Raw genomic sequence first — 22,772 nt, 5'->3', positions numbered from 1 at the left:
TTTGATTTAGCATTTCAAAATCTCTATAAAGTAAGTATTTATATGAATCACACCCTCCCCTCTCTTTCATTTCATTTATTTTCATATTTATTATATGTTTTTCATTCTAAAAAAACAAACATTTCCTCGTTTTTCCTAATTAAAAAACACCCATAGTTTATTTGTTATGTATTAATGATTGATGGTGATAAAACTTTCACAGACCTACTTATAAAAAAAACCGAGCCAGCCGAGAATAGGAGAATCCTATCTCGAACTGATTCGGTTTTATCATTTAATGATTATGAACGTGAATCTGAAGTTACAGATACAACAGCCCATGGATTGACAGCATCATATGCCCAATTCCAATCTTTAACGCGGTCGTTTACTGGTAATACTTCGTTACGGAACAATGTTGGAATAGCAAAAGCTTCTTCAAATGCGTATTCTTGCCATTTTTTGTAAGCTTCTTTTTGGTAATCTGCATCAAATGCTGCACTTGAATTGATATCATTGATCAATTTTGTGTTTTCTTCTGACTCATAACGAGTGTAGTTGAACGCTGCATTTGCCCCCCATAGTCCACTTGGGTTTGGATCTGTTCCTGTGTTCCAAGCTGCTTGGTAGATGTCGATTTCTGGATCATCATTTTCTAAACGATCATAGAATGAGTTGAATTCGATCAGACGGCCTGTTGTATATTGAACATCTAAACCGATTTCTTTCCATTGTTGTACGTAGTAATCTGCTAATGGTTGCGCTGTTTCGCCACCTGACATTGACGCAAAGTTGATTGTCAACTTGTTACCATCTTTGTCTTCACGGATACCATCGCCATCAACATCTTTATATCCTGCATCATCCAATAATTTATTGGCTTTATCAATATCTTGTGTGAAGCCTTTTAGATCTGCATCGTGGAAACTTTCAAATACTGGTGGAATCAATGAAGTCGCATTGCTTCTTAAACCAGCATAGAAACGTTCGCCTACTGCAGTGTTGTCTAAAGCGTAACCCATTGCTTGACGTAATGATTTGTCAGCCATTTTTGAGTTTGGATCATATTCAACACTTCCACTTTCAGCATCCCATTTACCTAGTTTGAAACCTAAGTAAGTGTATGAAGTTTGCTGACGTCCTAGATTCGTATAGCCAGCGATATCTTGGTATGTTTCGTAAGTATCTGTTGGCATTTGGAAAATCATATCATACAATTTTGAATTCAATGCTTCTGTTGCACTTGCTGTTGGTAATGATTTCATTGTGATTTTCTTCAATTGTGGTGTACCATTCCAGTAGTATTCATTTGGTAAGAACTCTACTGATTCACCAGCAACGATGTTACTCATATAGTAAGGACCAAATGTCACAGGGTTCTTACGGACTTGATCGCTTGATTCCATGTCTTTGATAGCAATTCCTTCAAGTGTGTGTTTTGGCGCTGCATATGTCCAAATACCACCACCTGCTTGAAGCATGCTTGGGTTCATTTCTTTATATTCGATTTTAACAGTTTTGTCATCTACTTTTGTAATTCCAGAAATCGTATCTGCACTACCGCTGTTATATTCTTCCATACCAACGATATTACGGAATGTATCATCGTAACGGATACCAGTGTATTCAGAGTTACCGATGATTTCATAAGGGAAAATAACATCATCTGCTGTGACATCGACACCATCAGACCATTTTACGTTGTCTTTAAGTGTGATTGTCGCTGTTTTCGCATCTTCGTCTAATTCTAATGAGGCTGCACCATCGTTTGTGATCGTGAAGTTGTCATCATTTGTAAATAATGGTTCATGTGAAGGCGCCATAAACGCTGCATCAAAGGCATCTTGGTAAAATTCCCATTGGAATAATCCTTTGAATTGACTGTCTGTTGCGACTGCAACATTTAACTCACCGTCTTCGATTGCTTCATCATTATTCGTTGTTGCTAATGGGAAAGTCAATTCACTGTTATCCCCATTATCTGCTGAATTATTACCTGACGAGCTAGTTCCGCCGCCATTTCCACACGCTGCTAATGCTCCCACAGATAGCAGTGTGACAAATCCAAAAATCGTTTTCTTCATATCCTATTTTCCCCCTTCACTTCTCTTATCCTAAACGTTGACGCGCATCTGCAGAACGCTTAAATGCTTGTCCAACGTAGTTTATACTCAACATCAACACTAAAATTAGAATTGACGCGGGTAACCAAATCCATTGTCGATTCACTAAAACTTCACCGTTACTTGCATAACCGATCAATGTTCCTAAACTAGGTACATTAGCTGGCAATCCAAAGCCTAAGAAAGTCAAAGTGGTCTCGATCCCAATATTTGCCGCAAAGTTCATTGTTAAGTTGGTGATGATCAATGAACTAAGGTTTGGCATGATTTCACGGAACATGATTTTGAAATCACTTGTTCCCATCGTTTTTGAAGCACTGACATAATCACGTCTAGCTTCTGATAACGTCTTACTTCTGAATAATCGGGCTTTAGCTACCCAATAAAATGCACTCATGATAAAAATAAATGACCAAACGTTATAACGCGAAATGATCGAAACAAACACGATAATGATCAACATGATTGGTAAAATCATAATAAAATCAACAATACGCATCAATACGTTGTCAATGATCCCACCATAAAAACCTGAAAGGATTCCAAGCCCTACTCCGATGATCGACGTAATGATCGTGATAGCAAAACCGATCATCACAGAGTTTCTTGCTCCGATGATCAATTGACCGAAGACATCACGTCCACCTTCATCTGCTCCTAAAAGGAATTTTGATCCTTGAGAAGAGATGGCGCCAGGTTCAGCATACTTATCAAAAATACTAACAAACATTACTTTATCTTGGTCAATAAAGATCGCCCCGATAAAAATAACTAATAGTAAAACAACTAACAAAGCCAGTGAAAAAATGGCTACTTTATCTTTTTTGAATTCTCGTGCAATCATTCGTATACCCATTGGTGGGATACTTTCTTGCGCAACTTCTTTGTTTTTATCACTCATGATCGATTCTCCCTTCTGTTTGATTTTTTTATTGGATTCGTATACGCGGATCAACAATGCTCATGATAATATCTGACAGCAGTGTTCCGACGAGCGTTGCGATTCCTAAAATCAAGACTAAGGCTGTGATTACGGTATAATCACGTTGACCGATTGAGTCAATAAATAATTTTCCGACACCAGGATACCCAAAGATTTTTTCGATAACGACAGAACCAGCAATCAATGAAGTGATTTCATACCCCATTTGAGATGCCATCGGCAAGGCTGCATTACGGAAAATGTGACGACTGAATACTTTGTTTGTCGGCACCCCTTTGGAACGAGCTGTACGTACAAAGTCTAAGGATTTCGAATCAATGACTTCACTTCGTAAATACTGGATCGTTACTGCTGTGGCTAAAAAGGCCTGTGTGATCGATGGTAATAGAATGTATTGCAATCGATCCATCCATTGAGCGAAAAATCCTCCCTGGAAACCTAAAGTCTGAGAACCACTTGTTGGGAACCAACCTAAACGATAGCCAAAAACAAACAACATGATCAATCCGAAAATGAATAATGGAACAGCAAAACTGAAGAAGTTATAAATAACGACAGCTTTGTCCAAAATCGAATTTTGGTATCGACCAGCTAACATACCTAGTGGTACAGCAATCAAGTACGTAATAATAACAGTTAAAATAGATAAATATAAAGTATTGATGATTCGTTCCCCAATCAAAGAGGAAACCGAACGCTTATACAAGAAACTTTGTCCAAAATCACCTTGTAAGGCATTTCCGACCCAACGGAAATATTGTTCATACCAAGGATCATTCAAGCCCGCTGCCTGACGCATCTGCTCGATCACAGCTGGATCTTGGTTTGGGTTGATCAATCCTGTAAACGGATCTCCAGGCATGGCTTGCGCTAGCATAAAGATCAACACACTAAGAATGATCACTTGTGGGATCATCAAAAGAACTCTTCGTAGAATCGTTTTCCACATTAGCTAGCACCTCCATCTTTCAACGCTACTTTGTGTGTAGTGGTTAGTGTACGTAAATCATACACTCGCCCTGCTGTATCGTAGTAATCTTTTTGATGTTCGATATACTCACGTTCAACATTTCGTCGGTTTTGTTTTTGTATTTCCCGATTGTCTACATCGATTCGTGGAATCGCAGATAGTAAGCGTTTTGTGTAGATGTGGCGCGGATCATTATAGATATCTTCTCGTGTACCGATTTCAACAAAGCGACCTTTGTACATGATCGCGATGTTGTCACACATGTGTTTTACGACACCCAAGTCATGAGAGATGAATAAATAGCTCAAGCCAAATTCTTGTTGGATGCGTTTCATAAAGTTCAATACTTGTGCCTGAACAGATAAGTCTAGGGCAGATACAGGTTCATCAGCAACAATCAATTTAGGATTCGTTGCTACTGCTCGGGCAACCCCTAAACGCTGTCTTTGTCCACCAGAAAATTCATGAGGATATTTGTATAACGCATCTTCTGGCATCCCAACGATGTCCAATAAGCCTTTGACTTTTTTCTTTTCTTCCTGATCGCTCAAGCGTTCAAAGTTACGGATCGGCTCAGCGATAATGTCCAGTACTCGTTTTTTAGGATTTAAACTAGACATTGAATCTTGAAAGATCATTTGGACGTCTTTGTTGTAGCCGATTTTTTTGCGGTTACTTCTTTTCGTGACGTCTTTTCCTTCATACATGATTTGGCCAGAAGTCACTTTTTCTAGGCCGACAACCGCTTTTCCGGTTGTGGACTTCCCAGAACCTGATTCTCCAACTAGTCCGTATGTTTTTCCTTTTTCAATAATAAAATCGACACCGTCTACTGCATAGACATGGTCTGTTACTCGGTTGAAAAACCCACTGCGAATAGGATAGTGAACTTTCAAATCTTTGATTGTAATTAATTCTGACATCTACACCTCTCCTTTTTCGTCTCTAAAGTGGAAATGTTTATAACATGAGCAACGTACCATATGATTCGGTGCGATTTCATGCAAGACTGGATTTTCTTCGTGAGCGCTTGCTGGGATCCAAGGAATCCGTGGCGCAAATCGGCAACCTGTTCGTGGCATATTTTTTAAGGAAGGGACTACGCCTTCAATCACGTGTAACTCTGCCTCGTGATTTCCTTCTTGTGGAATCGAATTTAGCAATGATTGTGTATATGGGTGTTTTGGATTTTCAAATAACTCTTTGACTCCTGCAACTTCAACAAATTGTCCACCATACATCACAGCAACACGATCCGCCATTTCAGCTACGACACCTAAATCATGTGTGATCAGGATGATCCCAGTTTTAGTTTCTTCTTGTAAATCTTTCAGTAAGTCAAGAATCTGTGCTTGAATCGTTACGTCCAAGGCAGTCGTTGGTTCATCCGCGATAATGATCGGTGGCTTACATGCAATCGCAATCGCGATGATCACCCGCTGTCTCATCCCACCTGACAACTCATGAGGATACTGACGTCCAACTCGTGCAGGATTCGGAATCCCTACTTGTTCTAGTAATTCTAATGCACGTGCTTGTCTTTGCTCAGCCGTCATTTTTGTATGGTAAGACAAACCTTCTTTGATTTGGTCTTCAATTCTCATCAAAGGGTTTAGTGCAGATAATGGATCTTGAAAAATCATCCCAATATCATTTCCGCGGATCTTGTTATACAATGTTTCATTTAATTCAATCAAATTTAAATCATTGTACATGATCTCCCCTGTGATCTTTGTATTGTTAGGATCTAATAATCCCATAATCGTTGTAGCTAACGTACTTTTCCCGCAACCAGACTCACCAACGATGGCTAAGATCTCGTTTTTATCTAAAGTAAAAGAAACGTCGTCTACTGCATCGTAGTATTCATCTTTTAGACGGAAGCCTGTGTGTAGGTTCTGAACATCTAATAATTGGTTATCTGACAATCGAATACCCCTCTCTGCTCCCTCGATGGAAGTTTTTAATAAAAAAAATAATCCTACACTGAATAACAACTTAGCAAAAAAAAATTAAATAAGTAGCATTCTAAGGAGTGTGTAATTAATTATTAATAATTATATAGAAAACCGTTTTATATTGCAAGATTATTTCACACTGTTGCCAGAATTGTCTGAAAAATCTTACGTAGCTATGTCAGCTCTTAAAGAAGATTAAAAAAAAATGAGGTATGTGGCTAGCCTTCTCTTTATCCTACTATTTTTATAAACTAAGAATCATTATAAAAATCTGCAAAAATCACTCTTTATATAAAAAACAGTTTTAACCGAATAGATATTCCATTTTACAAAAGCATAATTATACAGTATATACGAAATGTAAATGTTGTAAAACCACCTATTACAATCGTATTTTATGACATAATTCTCCTCTTTAAAAAAACCTTTTTATTTAAAAATAATGCCTGAAAAAGCCAAGAAATCCTGAAATAGCTAAACTATTTCTGACTTCTTGGCTTTGAGTTGAAATTGGCTTTCGTCAATTCATTCATCAGTTGATGTGTATTTATTCAATTTATTTCAAGTGGTTGCTGATATAATCCACGGCACCGCCGACTGTTTCGATTTGTTCAGCATCTTCATCAGAGATCTCTGTACCGAATTCATCTTCTAGTTCAAGAACAAATTCCATGATACTAATTGAATCAGCTTTCAGATCATCTTTAATGTTCAATTCATCTGTCACTTTGTCTGTATCCATTTCAAAGTGATTTGAAATGATTTTAGCTACCTTATTAAATACTTCTTCGCGCGTCAATTTTTTCACCCCCACAATTCTTAGAACTACTACGTTTTCTTCACCATAGCTAATTTTACTGACAATTTTTTGGAATGTCCACCCTTTTTTCTCCATCAGCTTGTCAATTCGCAGAAAATTTAGTCCTCTTTTTGCTCAAATTGCTCCACCAGTTGCCCTACAACATTGGTTTCAAGCATCGTATGGATTTGACGGATCGTGTAGCGAACTGCATCCGGTCCAGTTGCACCATGCGTTTTGATAACTGGTGCTTTCAATCCAAATAAAACAGCTCCTCCATGTTTTGAATAGTCCATTTCTGATTTCAAAGAGCGTAAACCGTCTTTTAGTAGTAATGCACCCATTTTGCCTTTGATGCCTTCATTCAAGATGGCAGATTTCAATAAGGTCATCATATTCATCGCTGTGCCTTCAATGGATTTCAACACTGCATTTCCAGTAAAGCCATCGGTTACTACGACGTCTGCCACACCATTTAGTAAGTCACGCGCTTCTACATTGCCAATGAAGTTCAAGCTTGTTTCATTTTGCAAGAGTTCAAATGCTTGTTTTGTCAATTCGCTTCCCTTAGTTTCTTCCGTCCCATTATTGAGCAATGCGACGCGAGGTCGGCCGATCCCACGAACTTTTCTCGCATAAAATGACCCCAAAATACCATATTGTAAAAGATGCTCTGGTTTGTTTTCTGCATTTGCACCTAAATCTAGCATATCAAACCCTTCACCTTCTTTGCCAATAACTGGCAATGTGGACATTAGTCCAGGACGTTCGATGTTTTTGATGCGTCCAACAATAAACAAGCCAGCTGCTAGTAAGGCTCCTGTATTCCCTGCTGAAAAAATAGCATCTGCTTCTCCATTTTTGACTGCTTGGGCAGCTAAAACCATTGACGCAGTTTTCTTGCGACGGATCGCCTTAACTGGCTCGTCATCACTATTGATTTTTTCGTCAGTATGGACGATTGTGATATTTGTTTCGTCTGTCAAATATTTCTTGATTTCTGATTCTTTACCGTAAAGAACAAATTCCAACTCAGGGAAATCTTTTTGTGCTAGAGCGATTCCTTCCACAATGGCTTGTGGTGCGTGATCTCCGCCCATTGCATCTACTGCAATTCTCATTATTATTTCCACTCCTTGTCATCATTTTGAAAGTATTGATAATCTGTTAATCAAAATAACGATTATCTTGTTCGCCTAATTGCAACTTGGCTGTTAATGGTTGATATTCAGGTAATAACTGCCAGTCTTTGATTTGCCAGATTGCCGCAGCTTCTTCACGGGCAACCTCTAAGACATTCCCATCTGTTACTAGATCTGCGATCGCAAATTCTGGCAAGCCGGATTGACGGAAGCCAAATACTTCTCCTGGCCCTCGTAATTCTAAATCCTTTTCACTCAAGATAAAGCCATTTGTGGTTTCTGTCATGATTTTCATTCGTTCGACACCCAGTTCATTTTTCGGATTTGCCACGAGGATACAATAAGAAGCCTCACTTCCTCGACCGACACGCCCACGCAACTGATGCAGCTGGGCTAATCCAAAACGATCCGCATCCATGATCAGCATGACCGTTGCATTCGGCACATTGACACCGACCTCGATCACTGTGGTTGACACTAAGATCTGGAGTTGGTTTTCTTTGAATGTTTCCATGATCTGATCTTTTTCTTGATTCTTCATTTTACCATGCAACAAGCCAACTTCATATTCTGGTGCAAATAACTCACGAAGTTTTTCGTAAATTTCCACTGCATTTTTCACATCTAAAGCTTCGGACTCCTCGATCAATGGACAAATCACGTACATTTGATGTCCTCTACGCAATTCTTTATAGGTCCATTCTAGCACGCTATCTAATTGAGGTGTTCGGACCCATCTTGTTTCGATCGGAATCCGTCCAGCGGGAAGCTCGTCGATCACAGATACATCCATTTCGCCGTATGCTGTAATTGCTAAGGTTCGAGGGATCGGGGTGGCAGTCATAAATAACACATCCGGACGCCAACCCTTCTCACGCAATACTTTTCGTTGATTCACGCCAAAACGATGTTGCTCATCGGTGATCACTAATCCTAGATTTTGGAATGCTACACCTTCTTGAATCAGTGCATGTGTTCCCACGACGATATCGATTTCCCCATTTTCTAACCGTTCTAATAGCTCGCGACGTTCTTTTGCTTTCGTTGATCCGGTCAATAACGCAACGGTCACTTCATTTGGATCAAATAATTGGGATAAACTTTCCATATGTTGTTGCGCCAATATTTCTGTTGGGACCATCAACGCTCCTTGAAAGCCAGCAGTCACTGTCGCATATAAAGCAATCGCAGCAACAACGGTCTTCCCACTTCCCACATCACCTTGCAACAAACGCTGCATATGGTGTGGATTACGGAGATCACGGCAAATTTCATTAGTGACACGTTTTTGTGCCATCGTTAATTCAAACGGCAATTTTTTCGTAAATTGTTTTAATCGCTCCACATCATAAAGGATCTCTAAGCCATTCTTTTCAGACTTTTCGGCTTTTTTCAGTCCTTGTAACTGCATCTGGAAAAAAAAGAATTCTTCAAAAACAATCCGTCGTTTAGCTTGATGATTTTCCTCATGATTTTGCGGAAAATGCATACTTCTTACAGCAGTCGGACGATCAAGCAAACGGTATTTTTCAATTAAAGATAGTGGTAAGTTTTCTTCAATCAAATCACTATACTCACTAAACCCTCGACGGATCAGATCGACCAGTGTCGTTTGGCGAATGGATTTGTTGACATGATAGATCGGAGAGAAATCATCTGGACTTTGCGAACCAAGGATCTTCATCCCATTTAGTGCTTTACGTTTCGCATCCCATTTCCCATAAACTGCGATTTCTTCAGATAAAATGACTTTATCTTTCAAATAGGGTTGATTGAAGAAAGAAACATTGAATACTTCATGTTCTTGCATCATTCGAAACTGCAGACGGCTTTTTTTGTAGCCAAAACGACTCATTACTGGCGGAGAGACAACTAACCCTTTTAATGTAACTTTTTCTTGGTCTTGGATTTCATTTAGATTTCTTTCTTGGATATCTTCATAACGAAAAGGATAGTAAGTTAACAAGTCTTCAATTGTATGGATGCCTAGACTAGCCAAGCTATCCGCTCTTTTTTGACCAACACCTGCCAGCACTGTGACTGGATCAGCTAACGAACGCATAAGATTTCCCTCCTTTAACAAAAAAAGGAACTTGGTCAACGATTCGCGAATCGTTGACCGAAGATCCTTTCAAATGATTTTCTGCTTTATCTATCGGCTTCAGGCTGTATTATTCAGCAGAAAATAAATAAGGATAGACAGGTTGATCTCCTTGATGGATCTCGATTTCTAACTCAGGATATTTGTCGCTCAGTTGATCCGCAAATGCTTGTGCTTGTTCTGCAGACCCGTCTTCTCCGGTTAATATCGTGACGATCTCAGTATCCTCGTTGATCATTTGCTCTAATGTAGCAAGTGATGTCGCTAAGATATCTGGATTAGAGATCACGATTTTCCCATCGATCATCCCTAAGAAATCGCCTTCTGTGATTTTCACTCCATCGATCATCGTGTCGCGGATCGCATGTGTCACTTGACCACTGACAACACTTGAAAGCACATCTGTCATCGTTTCTTTATTTTCTTCTAACGTTGCTTGTTCATTGAAGGACAACATCGCTGTCAATCCTTGAGAAACTGTTTTTGATGGAACAACAGCAACTGGAAGTTCAGCCACTTCAGCAGCTTGATCAGCTGCCATAAAGATATTTTTGTTATTCGGTAAGATGATGACTTTATCTGCATTCACTTCATTGATCGCTTTCACGATATCTTCCGTACTTGGATTCATCGTCTGTCCACCACTGATCACGTAGTTTGCTCCTAGACTTTCAAATAACTCTTGCACACCTTTTCCGGCTGCGATGGCAACGATCCCGTAAGGTACACGAGGCTTCGTTTGTGCGACCGGCGCTGAAGGGGCTTGGTCATGTTCTAAGATCGTTTCGTGTTGTAAACGCATGTTGTCCACTTTGACTTTCACTAGGGAACCAAATTTCTGTCCGTAATTCATGACTTCCCCAGGGTTTTCTGTATGAACGTGTACTTTGATGATTTCATCGTCATTGACCACTAACAGGGAATCTCCAAGGCCATCTAGATAGTTACGAAACTCTTCATAATCAAATGTACTATCTACAGTTGGACCTTCACCGATCTTCACCATGATTTCTGTACAGTAACCATAATGGATATCCTCAGTCGCTAACTGACCTTGCACACTACGATGATGCTCTGCATTCACCATATCGTCCATTTGAGCAGGAGATGGTTCATAGACCTCGTCTGCTTGGTATTCACCATTCAACGCAGTTAAAAAACCTTCATATACGAATAATAGTCCTTGACCGCCACTATCAACAACGCCTACTTCTTTTAATACAGGCAACAAATCAGGTGTTTTTGCTAACGCACGTTTCCCACCTTTAACGACCGCAGTCATGACTTCGATCACATCATCTGTTGATTTTGCTTTCTTCTCACCAGCTTTGGCAGCTTCTCTTGCAACTGTCAGGATTGTTCCTTCGACAGGTTTCATTACTGCTTTATAAGCTGTTTCGACCCCATGAGTAAAAGCTGCAGCTAAATCTGTTGCTGTCAAAACAGTCACATCAGGGATTTGTTTTGAAAAACCACGGAACAACTGAGATAAAATAACCCCAGAGTTTCCTCTTGCCCCCATCAATAAACCTTTAGATAACAGCGCTGCTAATTCTCCTACCTTTTCAGAGGTAGAATCAACAACGGCTTTTGCACCACTTGTCATTGATAAATTCATATTGGTACCGGTATCTCCATCGGGAACCGGGAATACATTTAGGGAATTGACGTATTCTGCATTTTTTTGTAGCCGATTCGCACCGGACTGAACCATTTCCTGGAATTGGCTTGCACTAATTTCTGTTACACTCACCTAGATAATCCTCCTTCAGATCGACTGCTGAACAGTCAGCAAGTCTCCTGCCTAGTCTGGCAGTACACGAACACCTTGCACGAAGACATTTACTGAATTGGCTGTAACACCTAGTAAAGTCTCCAAGTTATATTTCACTTTTTCTTGGACATTACGAGAAACTTCCGAAATTTTTGTGCCATAACTAATGATTGTATAAACATCTACTGCGATCCCATTAGCTTCTTGGCGGACAACTACTCCTCTTGAGTAATTTTCTTTACGCAAAATTTCAGTGATATTATCTTTGATTTGATTCTTGCTAGCCATTCCTACAACACCAAATACATCTGTTGCGGCACCACCAACAACTGTTGCGATGACATCATTGGTAATTTCAATGGTTCCAGCTGACGTTTGAATTTTTACAGCCATGAATGAGCCTCCTTAACGGGTAAAATATTCCCATTTTTCTACTATCACATTTTATCATAGCGTCAACCGAAATAAAAGGTTGTTCCCTTAAAGTACTCAAAAACCATTGAAAAAATTTGGAAAAGACTTTGTTCACGTTACAATTAATCACTGAAAATGTCAATCAATTCTATGAAAATATGCTTGCAAATTCCTACGCCATATGATATGTTATTCTGGTATGAGCTGAATTTACTATTGCTCCAAATCAAGGCAAAGGAGGAAATTTACATGGCAAAAGTTTGTTACTTTACAGGTCGCAAGACAAAAAGTGGAAACAACCGTTCACATGCGATGAACTCAACAAAACGTACAGTTAAACCTAACTTACAAAAAGTTCGCGTATTGATTGACGGCAAACCTAAAAAAGTTTGGGTGTCAACTCGTGCGTTGAAATCAGGAAAAGTTGAACGCGTATAATTGAATGAAATGATTTGAACCGTTCAACAAAATGAACGGTTTTTATTTTTTGCGAATCATTATCAAATGAGAGACATTTCCTCAACCACATGAAATTTAAGAAGAAAAAATAAAAAAGGCTTAAAACAATCAATCACCCAGATAATTGTTTTAAGTCTTCTTTTATGTGCCACTATCCCTCAGATAGTGATAGGTATATGTTTTTTTATAATTGTTACAAATAAAACATAACGCATTTGCAAAGGCCTGTCAACACTTTATTTTAAAGTAGAAAGTGTTTTCTTATTTTGCGTTATTTTCTTAATGTAAATGTAATTTAAACTCACAAACGTTATTTAATTTCAAATGTAATTTTTTTATGAATTTGGTTGTATTTTCAGCAAGTAAAATCATGAATGTGATAAACTAAATATAACTTCAAATAGAAATTTGGTGACTGAATTGTAATGAAAACAACATTGAAAAAATTCTTAAAAGAAAACGGCCGCTATGCAGCTGCTAGCTTCTTTATCCCTTTGCTGATTCTTTTATTGGTTTATTTAAGTATCGGTATTTATCCAGGAAGTGATCGGAGCATCTTGGCTAGTGATGCTTTCTCACAATTTTCAAACTTTCATGCAAGCTTCCGTAATATGTTGTTAGGGAAACAAAGCATTTTTTACACGTGGAATGCCTCACTTGGTTTAAATTATCTATCATTGATTTCTTATTATTTAGGTGGACTTTTCACACCACTCGTTTTATTGTTCCCGAATCAATTGATGCCAGATGCCTTGTATCTCATCACCTTACTAAAGGTTGGTTCAGCAGGTTTATCCTTCTGGTTTCTAGCACGTACCTATCGCATACCACATTGGGGGCAAGTCGCATTAAGTGTCAGCTATGCGTCGATTTCATTTATCACTGCCCATTCAGAGATCATCATGTGGTTAGACACCTTTGTCTATCTTCCTCTGATCATTTTAGGTATCCATCGTGTGATGGACCAAAAGAAACCTATTTTATTGTTTGTTAGTTACTTGCTGTTGTTCTTATCCAGTTTTTATATGGGCTTCATGGTCGGGGTCTTCTCCTTTTTATACTTTGTTACACGACTACTGACGAATTGGCGGAGGTACAAAGGAACGATTTTACCTTATGGGATCACCTCTTTATTAGCAGGAGGTGCATCGATGGTGATCATCCTGCCTGCCATTCTCGATCTACGTGCCAATGGCGAAGCGTTGACGCAGATCACTTCATTGAAGACGGAAGCAACTTCTTATTTAGATTTATTGATGAAAAACATGGTGGGTGTTTATGACACGACGAAATACGGATCGATTCCTTTTATCTATGCTGGATTATTTCCTTTAGCATTATGTCTCTTGTATTTTGTCAGTCGCAAATTCCCCTTGAAAAACAAGTTGTTGTTCGGTGGGCTATTCGCGATCTTGATTGCTAGCTTCTATTTAGTCCCTTTGAATCTATTCTGGCATGGGATGCACGCACCAAATATGTTCTTGTTTCGTTATGCCTATCTCTTTTCGTTTCTCGTACTCTTGTTAGCGGCTCATAGTTGGGAACAGCTACAGGAGAAGGATCAGAAGCGTTTGCTAGGTGTCATCATTGTACTAGCGGCTGCTTTTGCTACAGCTTGGGGTATCAAACCAGATGGCAGTTACACGTATGTCACGCCCACATCCTTTGTTTTGACGTTAGTCTTTTTAGCGCTCTACGCATTGACGATTGGTTTATTCCAACAACACCCATTTGATCTGAAACGTTTGAGTATTCTTCTGTTACTATTGATGACTGCCGAAGCCGCAGTCAATACCAACAGTATGATCCATGGCATTCTCGATGATTGGAATTATGCCTCAAGAAGTTTGTATACCGAACCTTATCCTGAGATCAAAACGTTAGTTGATGCCTCGAAAAAGGATTCCGATACGTTTTATCGATTAGAAAACCTTGATCCTGTTTCACCGAATGATTCGATCAATTATGGTTATAGTGGGATCAGCATGTTCTCTTCGATCAGAAATCGAAACTCTTCCTCTTACTTGGATACTTTAGGCTTCCGTTCTAGAGGAACAAATTTGAACATTCGCTACAATAACAATACCTTGTTGATGGATGGATTTACGGGAATCAAATACAATATTGCTAAAAACGATAGTAGTTTTAATAAATACGGCTTCCAATCCGTCGAACAAACGGACAACTATACTTTGTACGAAAATAGTAATGCTGTACCATTAGCTTTCAAAGCACCTTTGACGATCAATAAGATCGAACAACCGATAGGTGATAATCTAACCAGTCAAACAAATTTGATGAATAGTCTTTCTGGATTGAACCAATCTTTCTTTACGTTTTATACGCCAACCCTAAAAAGTCAACAGAACACGAAGATCACAACAACGACAAATGGGGTCACTTATAGTGAAACAGCAAATAATCAACCGAAAGAATTGACTTGGGAAGTCCAAGTACCTGCGAATACCCAAGCGTATCTCAGCCTGTTTCCAACAAATTTCGCACAGTTAGAAAGCTCTACAGCAACTATTACCGTCAATGGTGTATCTAGAAAATCTCAAATTAACATTACTGGTCAATATTATGATTTAGGTTATTACCCACAAGATACAACGGTTACCTTCACTGCAAGCTTCTATGGGACCAAAGAAGTCAGCTTTATGGAACCACAGGTGGTCGGACTTGATGTCGTGGCGTATCAAGCCGCAATCAACCAAATCAGAAATAACGGCGTAGAGATGACTACTACCGGTCGAACAGCTACAGGAACAGTTCATGCGACTGAAAAAACGATGGTAGCCACGACTATCCCTTATGATGGTGGTTGGACTGCTAAAATCGATGGCGAAAAAGTTCCTGTGAAGAAATTCCAAGATGCCTTTTTGATGGTGGAAGTTCCTGAAGGTGAACATACGATTACTTTTAGTTACATGCCAAAAGGATTCATTCCTGGCTTACTTCTCTTTATTGGATGTATTGCCTTGTTTATCTTGTATCTATGGTACCTTCGTAGACGTCAGCCGTTTAGCGGCGTCATTGATCCTACAAACGAAAGCGATGATCACCGTCCAAGACGTGAACGTCGTCGCGCAAGATAAAAAAAGCGTTTCGGTGATTGCCGAAACGCTTTTTTCTTGTATGCTATTCATATTTTACTTCGTATAGGTATAACCCTTCCGGATGAGCAGTCGGACCCGCAGCATTGCGGTCTTTTTTTGCAATGATTTCTGGAAGACAATCTTCTGGTAAACGATCGTTGCCTATTTTTAACAACGTACCAACTAAAATGCGGATCATTTTATAAAGGAAGCCATCACCACGAAACGTAAACGTCAACTCATCGCCTGCTTCATTGACCTGTAAGCTGGCTTCATAGATAGTCCGTACTTTATCTTCAATGGAACTTCCAGAAGCACAAAATGAAGTGAAATCATGCGTACCAAGTAAATCAGGCAATGCACGTTCAATCTTTGCTACATCTATTGGATAAGGAAAATAGCTCGCATAATGTCTACGGAAGGGACTACGTGGTTTTCCGATATCTACTTTGAATTGATAGGTTTTTTCTTTCACTAAATAGCGTGCGTGAAAAGTTTCAGGCACAATCTCCACACTTTTCACAGCAATATCTTCTGGCGACTGCGTATCTAACCCAAAACGCATACGTTCCAAAGGTCGCTCTTCTGGATAATCAAAGTGGATGACTTGCCCGATTGCATGGACCCCCGCATCTGTCCGTCCAGATCCAAAAATCGTGATTTCTTTTCCATTTGCCATCTTCATTAAGGTTTTTTCCAGTTCTTCTTGGACCGTTCGTCCATTGGGTTGTTTCTGAAAACCATTGAACTGGGTACCATCATAGGCAATGATTGCTTTATAGCGTACCATTCATCTTCCCCTGTTCTCATTCATCTTTGATAAGTTTAGCTACGGATAAACACTAGTACGATGGTCATCAGCCCAAAAGCAACCATAACAACAGTGTCTTGTAAGTGCCAGTGAAGGATACGGTATTTTGTCCGGCCTTCCCCACCTTGGTAGCCTCTTGCTTCCATCGCTGTAGCTAGATCTTCCGCACGATTGAAACTGCTGACAAATAGCGGAATCAGTAAAGGAATCACCGCTTTCATTTTTTGTACTAGACTTCCTTCACCAAAGTCAACACCACGTGCGCGCTGTGCATTCATGATTTTTTCGGTTTCGTCCATCAATGTCGGCACAAAACGTAAAGCGATCGAAAGCATCAACGATACTTCATGCACTGGAAAGCGAACAACTTTCAATGGTCGTAACAAATATTCGATCGCATCGGATAATTCTAAAGGCGGCGTTGTCAATGTCAATAAGGTGGACATAAAGATAATCAAAACAAACCGACAAAAAATAAATAGTCCGTTCATGACACCAAATTGAGTGATATTGAAAATCCCCCAACTCCAATACGTTTCTCCACCACTCGTAAACAGTACTTGTAAGCCTACAGTGAATAAGATCAACCAGATCAACGGACGGATGCCTCGAATAAAAAATTTGATATCTACTTTTGACAAGAAAACAGCAAATAAAGTAAACGCCGCTAATAAGGCATATGTCTGCCAGTTATTGGCCAAGAAGATAATGCCAATAAAATAGAAACTTGCCAATAGCTTTGCACGTGGATCTAACCGATGGATAAAGGAGTCTCCAGGCATATAACGACCAAAAATCAATTTATTCATCATGAGCTGTACCTCCCACCAGTTTGACCAATTGGTCCGCTAATGCGTCTGCAGTGATCGGCAATTCATCAAACTGGATGCCTTTTACTCGTAGTTCCTCTGCAAACTCAGTGGCTGTTGGTACGCCTAACTGCCGTTCTTTTAACCATTCAAGGTGTTGGAAGACTTCTTTTGGTTCTCCGCATTTGGCGATACGGCCTTTTTCCAGGACGTAAACAAAATCCGCATAGTTTGCCACATCATCCATCAAATGGGTGACTAATACAATCGTGATTTGCTGTTCTTTATGCAAACGCCAGAACATATCCATCATTTCTTTTCTTCCTTGTGGATCTAACCCAGCTGTCGGCTCATCTAAGACGAGAACTTCGGGTTTCATAGCTAGAACACCGGCGATCGCTACACGTCGCATTTGACCTCCTGACAGCTCGAAAGGTGAGCGTTCTAAATACGTCTCATCTAATCCGACTTGTTCTAAGGTCTCCTTTGCTAGTAGAGTCGCCTCTTCCTCACTTACACCAAAGTTTTTTGGGCCAAACGCAATATCTCTTGCGACCGTTTCTTCAAACAACTGTGCCTCTGGAAATTGAAAAACAATACCGACTTTTTTTCGAATCGGTTTCAAATTTTTATTATCTGTATCTGGTTTGATCTGACGATCGCCGATTTGGACGGTTCCTTCCGTCGGTTTGATCAACGCATTCAAATGCTGAAGCAAGGTGGATTTCCCGCTTCCAGTATGACCAACTAATGCAGTGTAGCTGTTTTCTTTGATCAACAAGTCAATATCAAATAAAGCTCGTTGCTCGAATGGTGTGTTCGGTTGGTACGTAAAGTTTACTTTTTCAAAACGGATGTCCATAACCAATCCACCATCCTTTCTTCTGTCATGTATTCTTTAGGCACTTCAATGCCACGTTCTTTCAAGGCACTTTTTAGTTTTTCAGGAAAAGGCAAATCTAACCCTAGATTGATTAGTTCAGGTCCGGCAGAGAAAATCTCCTTCGGTGTTCCTTCATTCACTAGTTCGCCTTCTTTCATCACGAAAATACGATTTGCATTAGCTGCTTCATCAATATCATGCGTGATTGAAATAACGGTCAGTTGACTTTCCTCTTTGATTTCTTTGATCGTTGTGATGACTTCTTCACGACCTTCAGGATCTAACATACTTGTTGCTTCATCCAAGATGATGATTTCTGGTCGGAGGGCTACAACACCGGCAATCGCCACACGTTGTTTCTGTCCACCGGAAAGACGAACCGGTTCTCTTGTCGCAAAATCAGACATTCGAACTTTTTCAAGAGCATCTTTCACTCGAACGATCATTTCTTCTCGAGGAATCCCTTGATTCTCTAAACCAAAGGCCACATCATCCTCTACTGTTGATCCAACAAATTGATTGTCCGGATTTTGAAAGACCATGCCGACTTTTTGGCGGATCGTCCATATATTCTCTTCATTTAGTATTTGATTACCAACTTTGACCGTCCCAGACTCAGGAAGGAGTAAGCCATTGATCGTTTTTGCAAGCGTTGATTTACCAGAACCATTGTGCCCGATAATCGCGATCCATTCTCCTTTATTGATCGTGAAAGAAACATCTTTCAATGCTGGTCGTAAATCTTCTGGTTGGTATTTGTAATTAATCTTTCCTAATTCAATAATCGGCTCCATAAGTACTCCCTCTTCATCCTAAAGTTCCTATTAACCCTATCAAAAAACTGCTTAGTTTTCAATCATTTCTGATTTTTAAAATGTTTTTTTATACCTTCAAGACTGTCTTGACAGTTAATTGAAGGTACAAAAAAACACTTTATGATGAGTGCATACTCCCCAAACGAATCGCTTGGGGAGCAGCGCTGAGCTAGACTCGGAATAAGTAACTTCCAACATCATAACACTCTAAAAGAATCATCCATAAAGTGATGTTATTAGTGTGATTTTAGACAAGTTCTAAGACAACCATTGGTGCTCCGTCTCCGCGTCTTGGTTCTGTCTTCAAGATACGAGTGTAGCCACCTTGACGTTCAGCATAACGAGGTGCAATATCGTTGAATAACTTTTGTAAAGCTGATTCGATAACGATTTCCTCATTTTCTTCACGCACGCTAGCAACTTCATTACGTACGAAAGCCGCAGCTTGACGTCGTGCATGTAAGTCTCCGCGTTTGCCTAAAGTGATCATTTTTTCAGCAGTTGAGCGAACTTCTTTCGCACGAGCTTCTGTAGTCACAATACGTTCATTAATTAATAAGTCAGTTGTTAAATCACGCAACATCGCTTTACGTTGGCTAGATGTGCGTCCTAGTTTACGATAACTCACGTTGGTTTCCCTCCTTCGTAAAAGGTTTAATCTTCTTTACGTAAACCTAAACCTAAGTCATGCAATTTTGCTTTAACTTCTTCCAATGATTTACGTCCTAAGTTACGGACTTTGATCATTTCTGGCTCAGATTTATTCGTAAGTTCTTGTACAGTATTGATTCCTGCACGTTTTAAGCAATTATAAGAGCGAACAGATAAGTCTAATTCTTCAATCGTCATTTCTAACATTTTTTCTTTTTGTGTTTCTTCTTTTTCGACCATGATTTCAGCGTTTTTCGCTTCATCAGTTAGGTTGACAAAGATGTCTAAATGTTCAGTCATGATTTTTGCAGATAAACTCATTGCTTCCAATGGTTCGATTGAACCATCTGTCCAGATCTCCATTGTCAATTTATCAAAATCTTCACGATGTCCAACACGTGTGTTTTCTACTTGGTAGTTGACACGACGTACAGGCGTGTAGATTGAATCGACTGGAAGAACACCAATTGGCATATCTTCTTTTTTGTTTTCATCTGCTTGAACATAACCACGTCCTGGTTTCACCGTTAGGCGAGCATGGAACGTAGCACCTTCAGATACACTGCAGATGTACATATCTTTGTTAAGAATTTCTACCTCACTATCAACGATAATATCGCCAGCAGTTACTGTAGCAGGTCCGGTAATATCGATCTCAAGGGTTTTTTCTTCTTGACCATACATTTTCAGTGCTAAACCTTTAATGTTCAAGATGATTTGAGTGACGTCTTCTCTAACACCTTTGATGGTAGAGAATTCATGCAGTACACCATCGATTTGAATATTAGTGATGGCAGCACCTGGCAAAGAAGATAATAAAATACGACGTAGGGAATTCCCTAAAGTAGTCCCATACCCTCTTTCAAGAGGTTCAACGATGAACTTGCCATAATCTTTTTCTTCATCAATTTTTGCGATTCTTGGTTTTTCGAACTCAATCATTCTTATCTTTACCCCTTTCAAAACGAAAAGTGTCTTGTTCAATGACGTTACTAATAGAACTCAAAATGAGAGGCACTCATTAAACACGACGGCGTTTTGGAGGGCGGGCACCATTATGAGGAACTGGAGTCACGTCACGAATTGCAGTCACTTCTAAACCTGTTGCTTGTAATGAACGAATTGCTGCTTCACGTCCAGAACCAGGTCCCTTAACTGTTACTTCAACAGTTTTTAATCCGTGTTCCATTGCTGCTTTTGTAGCTGTTTCTGCTGCCATTTGAGCGGCAAAAGGAGTTGATTTTTTGCTTCCTTTGAAACCTAATGAACCAGCTGATGACCACGCTAAAGCATTTCCGTGAGTATCAGTGATCATGATGATTGTGTTGTTGAATGTAGAGTGGATATGTGCAATCCCAGCTTCTATATTCTTTTTCACACGGCGTTTACGATTCACTTTTTTTGCTACCATGAAGATTTAACCTCCTTCACTTAAGAATTATTTTTTCTTGCCAGCGATAGCGCGAGCTGGGCCTTTACGAGTACGTGCATTGTTTTTCGTGTTTTGTCCACGAACAGGCAATCCACGACGGTGACGGATTCCACGGTAAGAACCGATTTCCATCAAGCGTTTGATGTTTAAGTTCACTTCACGACGAAGATCCCCTTCAACTTTTAATTTATCTACTTCTGCACGGATAGCATCTGTTTGTTCATTCGTTAATTCACGAACGCGAACATCTTCAGATACGCCAGCATTAGCTAAGATTTGTTTCGCAGTAGTGTTACCAATACCATAGATATAAGTAAGTGAAACTACTACACGTTTATCACGAGGAATATCTACTCCTGCAATACGAGCCATATTTAGTGCACCTCCATTTATCCTTGACGTTGTTTATGTTTTGGATTTGCTGGGCAAATCACCATAACGCGTCCTTTACGACGAATTACTTTACAATGTTCACACATTGGTTTTACTGATGGTCTTACTTTCATGATAATACCTCCTGTAGTTTTACGGAGTACAATTATTTAAAGCGATAAGTAATACGGCCACGGTTTAAATCATATGGAGACAATTCAACCGTCACTTTGTCACCAGGTAGAATACGAATGTAGTGCATACGAATTTTACCTGAAACAGTAGCAAGAACTTGGTGTCCGTTTTCTAGTTCAACTTTAAACATTGCATTCGGCAAAGTTTCGACGACTGTACCTTCGACTTCAATCATATCTTCTTTTGCCACGCACAGTACCTCCTTGTACTTGTTTCGCATTTTCACACGATAAAATGGCGGAAACTGCAGTTCCCACCTCAAAATTCTCAAAATGGATCATCTAGAGGATTCTCTAGAAGTCGGACTGACATATTCTATCATAATTTATTGAACTTGACAAGAGTAACTGCTTAATGCAAGTCGGCTACGGGCAATCGTGCTATTTTTCAATGATTTTTTGGACATCAGTAAATACAGCATCGATTTCACGATCACCATCGATAGTGTGTAGCAAACCTTGTTCTTTATAATAAGCCAAGATTGGTTCACTATTTTTGATGTTGATAGCCAGACGATTTTTAACCGTCTCAGGTTTATCATCTTCTCTTTGATAGAATTCATGCCCACCACAACGATCACATGTGTCTTCAACTTTTGTAGGGTTGAAAATTTTATGGTAAGTTGCTCCACAGTTACGGCAAATGAAGCGGCCTGCTAAACGCTCAACCAAGACTTCTTCACCCACGTGGATATCGATGACAGCATCAATTTGTTTATTTAAATCTTTTAGCATTGCATCTAGAGCTTCTGCTTGCTCGATTGTACGAGGAAAGCCATCTAATAAGAAGCCTTTCTCTGTATCGGGTTCTGCTAAACGCTCTTTTACGATTCCATTTGTTACTTCATCAGGAACTAATGCACCTTTATCCATATAAGACTTTGCTTCCAAGCCAAGAGCTGTTTCATTTTTGATAGCTGCACGAAACATATCTCCTGTTGAGATGTGAGGAATCCCATAAGCGTCAATGATTTTTTCAGCTTGTGTTCCTTTACCTGCACCTGGCAGCCCCATTAAAATGAGGTTCATTGCTTTCCCTCCTAAT

At 39.6% G+C, this 22,772-nt stretch carries 23 protein-coding genes; 2 read left to right on the top strand and 21 right to left on the bottom strand.

The window, feature by feature from the left end; translation table 11 throughout:
- Positions 1–281: 281 nt before the first annotated feature.
- From I2F89_RS06100 to I2F89_RS06055, 10 genes are all read right to left on the bottom strand, one after another.
- A complete protein-coding gene (locus I2F89_RS06100; RefSeq protein WP_071867771.1) occupies positions 282–2,063 on the bottom strand; it encodes an oligopeptide ABC transporter substrate-binding protein in 1,782 nt (593 codons plus the stop codon).
- A 25-nt stretch (positions 2,064–2,088) separates the two neighbouring features.
- Positions 2,089–3,003: an ABC transporter permease gene (locus I2F89_RS06095; protein WP_010734434.1), complete on the bottom strand. Its 915-nt coding sequence runs from the start codon at positions 3,001–3,003 to the stop codon at positions 2,089–2,091.
- Positions 3,004–3,031: 28 nt separating this feature from the next.
- Complete coding sequence (gene opp4B / locus I2F89_RS06090; protein ID WP_074800010.1) at positions 3,032–3,994, bottom strand: oligopeptide ABC transporter permease; 963 nt, start codon at positions 3,992–3,994, stop codon at positions 3,032–3,034.
- On the bottom strand, positions 3,994–4,938 hold the full coding sequence (locus I2F89_RS06085; protein WP_010734436.1) for an ABC transporter ATP-binding protein: 945 nt from the start codon (positions 4,936–4,938) through the stop codon (positions 3,994–3,996). The genes opp4B and I2F89_RS06085 overlap by 1 nt, the downstream gene beginning before the upstream one ends.
- Positions 4,939–5,943: an ABC transporter ATP-binding protein gene (locus I2F89_RS06080; RefSeq protein ID WP_010734437.1), complete on the bottom strand. Its 1,005-nt coding sequence runs from the start codon at positions 5,941–5,943 to the stop codon at positions 4,939–4,941. It abuts the gene before it with no gap.
- Positions 5,944–6,529: 586 nt separating this feature from the next.
- The gene (acpP, locus tag I2F89_RS06075; protein ID WP_071867781.1) at positions 6,530–6,772 is read right to left on the bottom strand and encodes an acyl carrier protein; all 243 of its coding nucleotides are present in this window, start codon (positions 6,770–6,772) and stop codon (positions 6,530–6,532) included.
- Between the two features lie 119 nt (positions 6,773–6,891).
- Positions 6,892–7,893: a phosphate acyltransferase PlsX gene (plsX, locus tag I2F89_RS06070; RefSeq protein ID WP_071867773.1), complete on the bottom strand. Its 1,002-nt coding sequence runs from the start codon at positions 7,891–7,893 to the stop codon at positions 6,892–6,894.
- A gap of 46 nt (positions 7,894–7,939) precedes the next feature.
- Positions 7,940–9,976, bottom strand: a complete 2,037-nt coding sequence (gene recG / locus I2F89_RS06065) for an ATP-dependent DNA helicase RecG (RefSeq protein WP_115357093.1) — start codon at positions 9,974–9,976, stop codon at positions 7,940–7,942.
- 109 nt (positions 9,977–10,085) lie between these two features.
- Positions 10,086–11,768, bottom strand: a complete 1,683-nt coding sequence (locus I2F89_RS06060) for a DAK2 domain-containing protein (RefSeq protein WP_086335298.1) — start codon at positions 11,766–11,768, stop codon at positions 10,086–10,088.
- A gap of 51 nt (positions 11,769–11,819) precedes the next feature.
- On the bottom strand, positions 11,820–12,182 hold the full coding sequence (locus I2F89_RS06055) for an Asp23/Gls24 family envelope stress response protein (RefSeq protein ID WP_010720424.1): 363 nt from the start codon (positions 12,180–12,182) through the stop codon (positions 11,820–11,822).
- A 270-nt stretch (positions 12,183–12,452) separates the two neighbouring features.
- On the opposite strand from I2F89_RS06055, the gene rpmB reads away from it, so the two are divergent.
- Together rpmB and I2F89_RS06045 are read left to right on the top strand one after the other, a co-directional pair.
- On the top strand, positions 12,453–12,641 hold the full coding sequence (gene rpmB / locus I2F89_RS06050; RefSeq protein WP_010734442.1) for a 50S ribosomal protein L28: 189 nt from the start codon (positions 12,453–12,455) through the stop codon (positions 12,639–12,641).
- A 446-nt stretch (positions 12,642–13,087) separates the two neighbouring features.
- A complete protein-coding gene (locus I2F89_RS06045) occupies positions 13,088–15,760 on the top strand; it encodes a YfhO family protein (protein ID WP_195513775.1) in 2,673 nt (890 codons plus the stop codon).
- 43 nt (positions 15,761–15,803) lie between these two features.
- Here the strand turns inward: I2F89_RS06045 and truA are convergent, their stop codons facing one another.
- The 11 genes from truA to I2F89_RS05990 form a co-directional block, all read right to left on the bottom strand.
- Positions 15,804–16,550, bottom strand: a complete 747-nt coding sequence (truA, locus tag I2F89_RS06040; protein WP_074800003.1) for a tRNA pseudouridine(38-40) synthase TruA — start codon at positions 16,548–16,550, stop codon at positions 15,804–15,806.
- A gap of 35 nt (positions 16,551–16,585) precedes the next feature.
- Positions 16,586–17,383 carry an energy-coupling factor transporter transmembrane component T family protein gene (locus I2F89_RS06035; RefSeq protein WP_071867778.1) on the bottom strand — a complete coding sequence of 266 codons (798 nt, stop codon included), beginning with the start codon at positions 17,381–17,383 and terminating at the stop codon, positions 16,586–16,588.
- Positions 17,373–18,242: an energy-coupling factor ABC transporter ATP-binding protein gene (locus I2F89_RS06030; RefSeq protein ID WP_195513773.1), complete on the bottom strand. Its 870-nt coding sequence runs from the start codon at positions 18,240–18,242 to the stop codon at positions 17,373–17,375. The genes I2F89_RS06035 and I2F89_RS06030 overlap by 11 nt, the downstream gene beginning before the upstream one ends.
- Entirely contained in the window at positions 18,218–19,057 is an 840-nt protein-coding gene (locus I2F89_RS06025; protein WP_010734448.1) for an energy-coupling factor ABC transporter ATP-binding protein, read from the bottom strand. Before I2F89_RS06025 ends, I2F89_RS06030 begins: the two co-directional genes overlap by 25 nt.
- 268 nt (positions 19,058–19,325) lie before the next feature.
- On the bottom strand, positions 19,326–19,706 hold the full coding sequence (rplQ, locus tag I2F89_RS06020) for a 50S ribosomal protein L17 (RefSeq protein WP_010734449.1): 381 nt from the start codon (positions 19,704–19,706) through the stop codon (positions 19,326–19,328).
- A gap of 26 nt (positions 19,707–19,732) precedes the next feature.
- Complete coding sequence (locus tag I2F89_RS06015; RefSeq protein WP_005880735.1) at positions 19,733–20,671, bottom strand: DNA-directed RNA polymerase subunit alpha; 939 nt, start codon at positions 20,669–20,671, stop codon at positions 19,733–19,735.
- Positions 20,672–20,750: 79 nt separating this feature from the next.
- The gene (gene rpsK, locus I2F89_RS06010) at positions 20,751–21,140 is read right to left on the bottom strand and encodes a 30S ribosomal protein S11 (protein WP_010734450.1); all 390 of its coding nucleotides are present in this window, start codon (positions 21,138–21,140) and stop codon (positions 20,751–20,753) included.
- Positions 21,141–21,167: 27 nt separating this feature from the next.
- Positions 21,168–21,533 (bottom strand): 30S ribosomal protein S13, encoded by a 366-nt coding sequence (gene rpsM / locus I2F89_RS06005; RefSeq protein ID WP_010734451.1) that lies wholly within the window; start codon positions 21,531–21,533, stop codon positions 21,168–21,170.
- Positions 21,534–21,550: 17 nt separating this feature from the next.
- On the bottom strand, positions 21,551–21,667 hold the full coding sequence (gene rpmJ, locus I2F89_RS06000; RefSeq protein WP_002288710.1) for a 50S ribosomal protein L36: 117 nt from the start codon (positions 21,665–21,667) through the stop codon (positions 21,551–21,553).
- A 32-nt stretch (positions 21,668–21,699) separates the two neighbouring features.
- Positions 21,700–21,918: a translation initiation factor IF-1 gene (infA, locus tag I2F89_RS05995; protein ID WP_002288695.1), complete on the bottom strand. Its 219-nt coding sequence runs from the start codon at positions 21,916–21,918 to the stop codon at positions 21,700–21,702.
- 190 nt (positions 21,919–22,108) lie between these two features.
- Complete coding sequence (locus tag I2F89_RS05990; RefSeq protein WP_010734452.1) at positions 22,109–22,756, bottom strand: adenylate kinase; 648 nt, start codon at positions 22,754–22,756, stop codon at positions 22,109–22,111.
- Positions 22,757–22,772 lie beyond the last annotated feature (16 nt).

The organism is Enterococcus sp. 1001283B150225_161107_E12, from assembly GCF_015556925.1.
Taxonomy (GTDB): Bacteria; Bacillota; Bacilli; order Lactobacillales; family Enterococcaceae; genus Enterococcus_B; species Enterococcus_B mundtii.
Note: the sequence above shows the minus strand (reverse complement) of the source record. Positions and strands in the feature narration are given on the sequence as shown.

What these genes read in the sequence shown, in the direction of transcription:
- I2F89_RS06025 (WP_010734448.1), bottom strand. Translation starts at nt 19,057, where the DNA reads ATGGAGCCGATTATTGAATTAGGAAAGATTAATTACAAATACCAACCA.
- I2F89_RS06055 (WP_010720424.1), bottom strand. Translation starts at nt 12,182, where the DNA reads ATGGCTGTAAAAATTCAAACGTCAGCTGGAACCATTGAAATTACCAAT.
- plsX (WP_071867773.1), bottom strand. Translation starts at nt 7,893, where the DNA reads ATGAGAATTGCAGTAGATGCAATGGGCGGAGATCACGCACCACAAGCC.
- rpmB (WP_010734442.1), top strand. Translation starts at nt 12,453, where the DNA reads ATGGCAAAAGTTTGTTACTTTACAGGTCGCAAGACAAAAAGTGGAAAC.
- opp4B (WP_074800010.1), bottom strand. Translation starts at nt 3,994, where the DNA reads ATGTGGAAAACGATTCTACGAAGAGTTCTTTTGATGATCCCACAAGTG.
- I2F89_RS06085 (WP_010734436.1), bottom strand. Translation starts at nt 4,938, where the DNA reads ATGTCAGAATTAATTACAATCAAAGATTTGAAAGTTCACTATCCTATT.
- I2F89_RS06095 (WP_010734434.1), bottom strand. Translation starts at nt 3,003, where the DNA reads ATGAGTGATAAAAACAAAGAAGTTGCGCAAGAAAGTATCCCACCAATG.
- rpmJ (WP_002288710.1), bottom strand. Translation starts at nt 21,667, where the DNA reads ATGAAAGTAAGACCATCAGTAAAACCAATGTGTGAACATTGTAAAGTA.
- I2F89_RS06035 (WP_071867778.1), bottom strand. Translation starts at nt 17,383, where the DNA reads ATGATGAATAAATTGATTTTTGGTCGTTATATGCCTGGAGACTCCTTT.
- recG (WP_115357093.1), bottom strand. Translation starts at nt 9,976, where the DNA reads ATGCGTTCGTTAGCTGATCCAGTCACAGTGCTGGCAGGTGTTGGTCAA.
- truA (WP_074800003.1), bottom strand. Translation starts at nt 16,550, where the DNA reads ATGGTACGCTATAAAGCAATCATTGCCTATGATGGTACCCAGTTCAAT.
- I2F89_RS06030 (WP_195513773.1), bottom strand. Translation starts at nt 18,242, where the DNA reads ATGGACATCCGTTTTGAAAAAGTAAACTTTACGTACCAACCGAACACA.
- I2F89_RS05990 (WP_010734452.1), bottom strand. Translation starts at nt 22,756, where the DNA reads ATGAACCTCATTTTAATGGGGCTGCCAGGTGCAGGTAAAGGAACACAA.
- rpsK (WP_010734450.1), bottom strand. Translation starts at nt 21,140, where the DNA reads ATGGTAGCAAAAAAAGTGAATCGTAAACGCCGTGTGAAAAAGAATATA.
- I2F89_RS06015 (WP_005880735.1), bottom strand. Translation starts at nt 20,671, where the DNA reads ATGATTGAGTTCGAAAAACCAAGAATCGCAAAAATTGATGAAGAAAAA.
- rpsM (WP_010734451.1), bottom strand. Translation starts at nt 21,533, where the DNA reads ATGGCTCGTATTGCAGGAGTAGATATTCCTCGTGATAAACGTGTAGTA.
- I2F89_RS06100 (WP_071867771.1), bottom strand. Translation starts at nt 2,063, where the DNA reads ATGAAGAAAACGATTTTTGGATTTGTCACACTGCTATCTGTGGGAGCA.
- I2F89_RS06045 (WP_195513775.1), top strand. Translation starts at nt 13,088, where the DNA reads ATGAAAACAACATTGAAAAAATTCTTAAAAGAAAACGGCCGCTATGCA.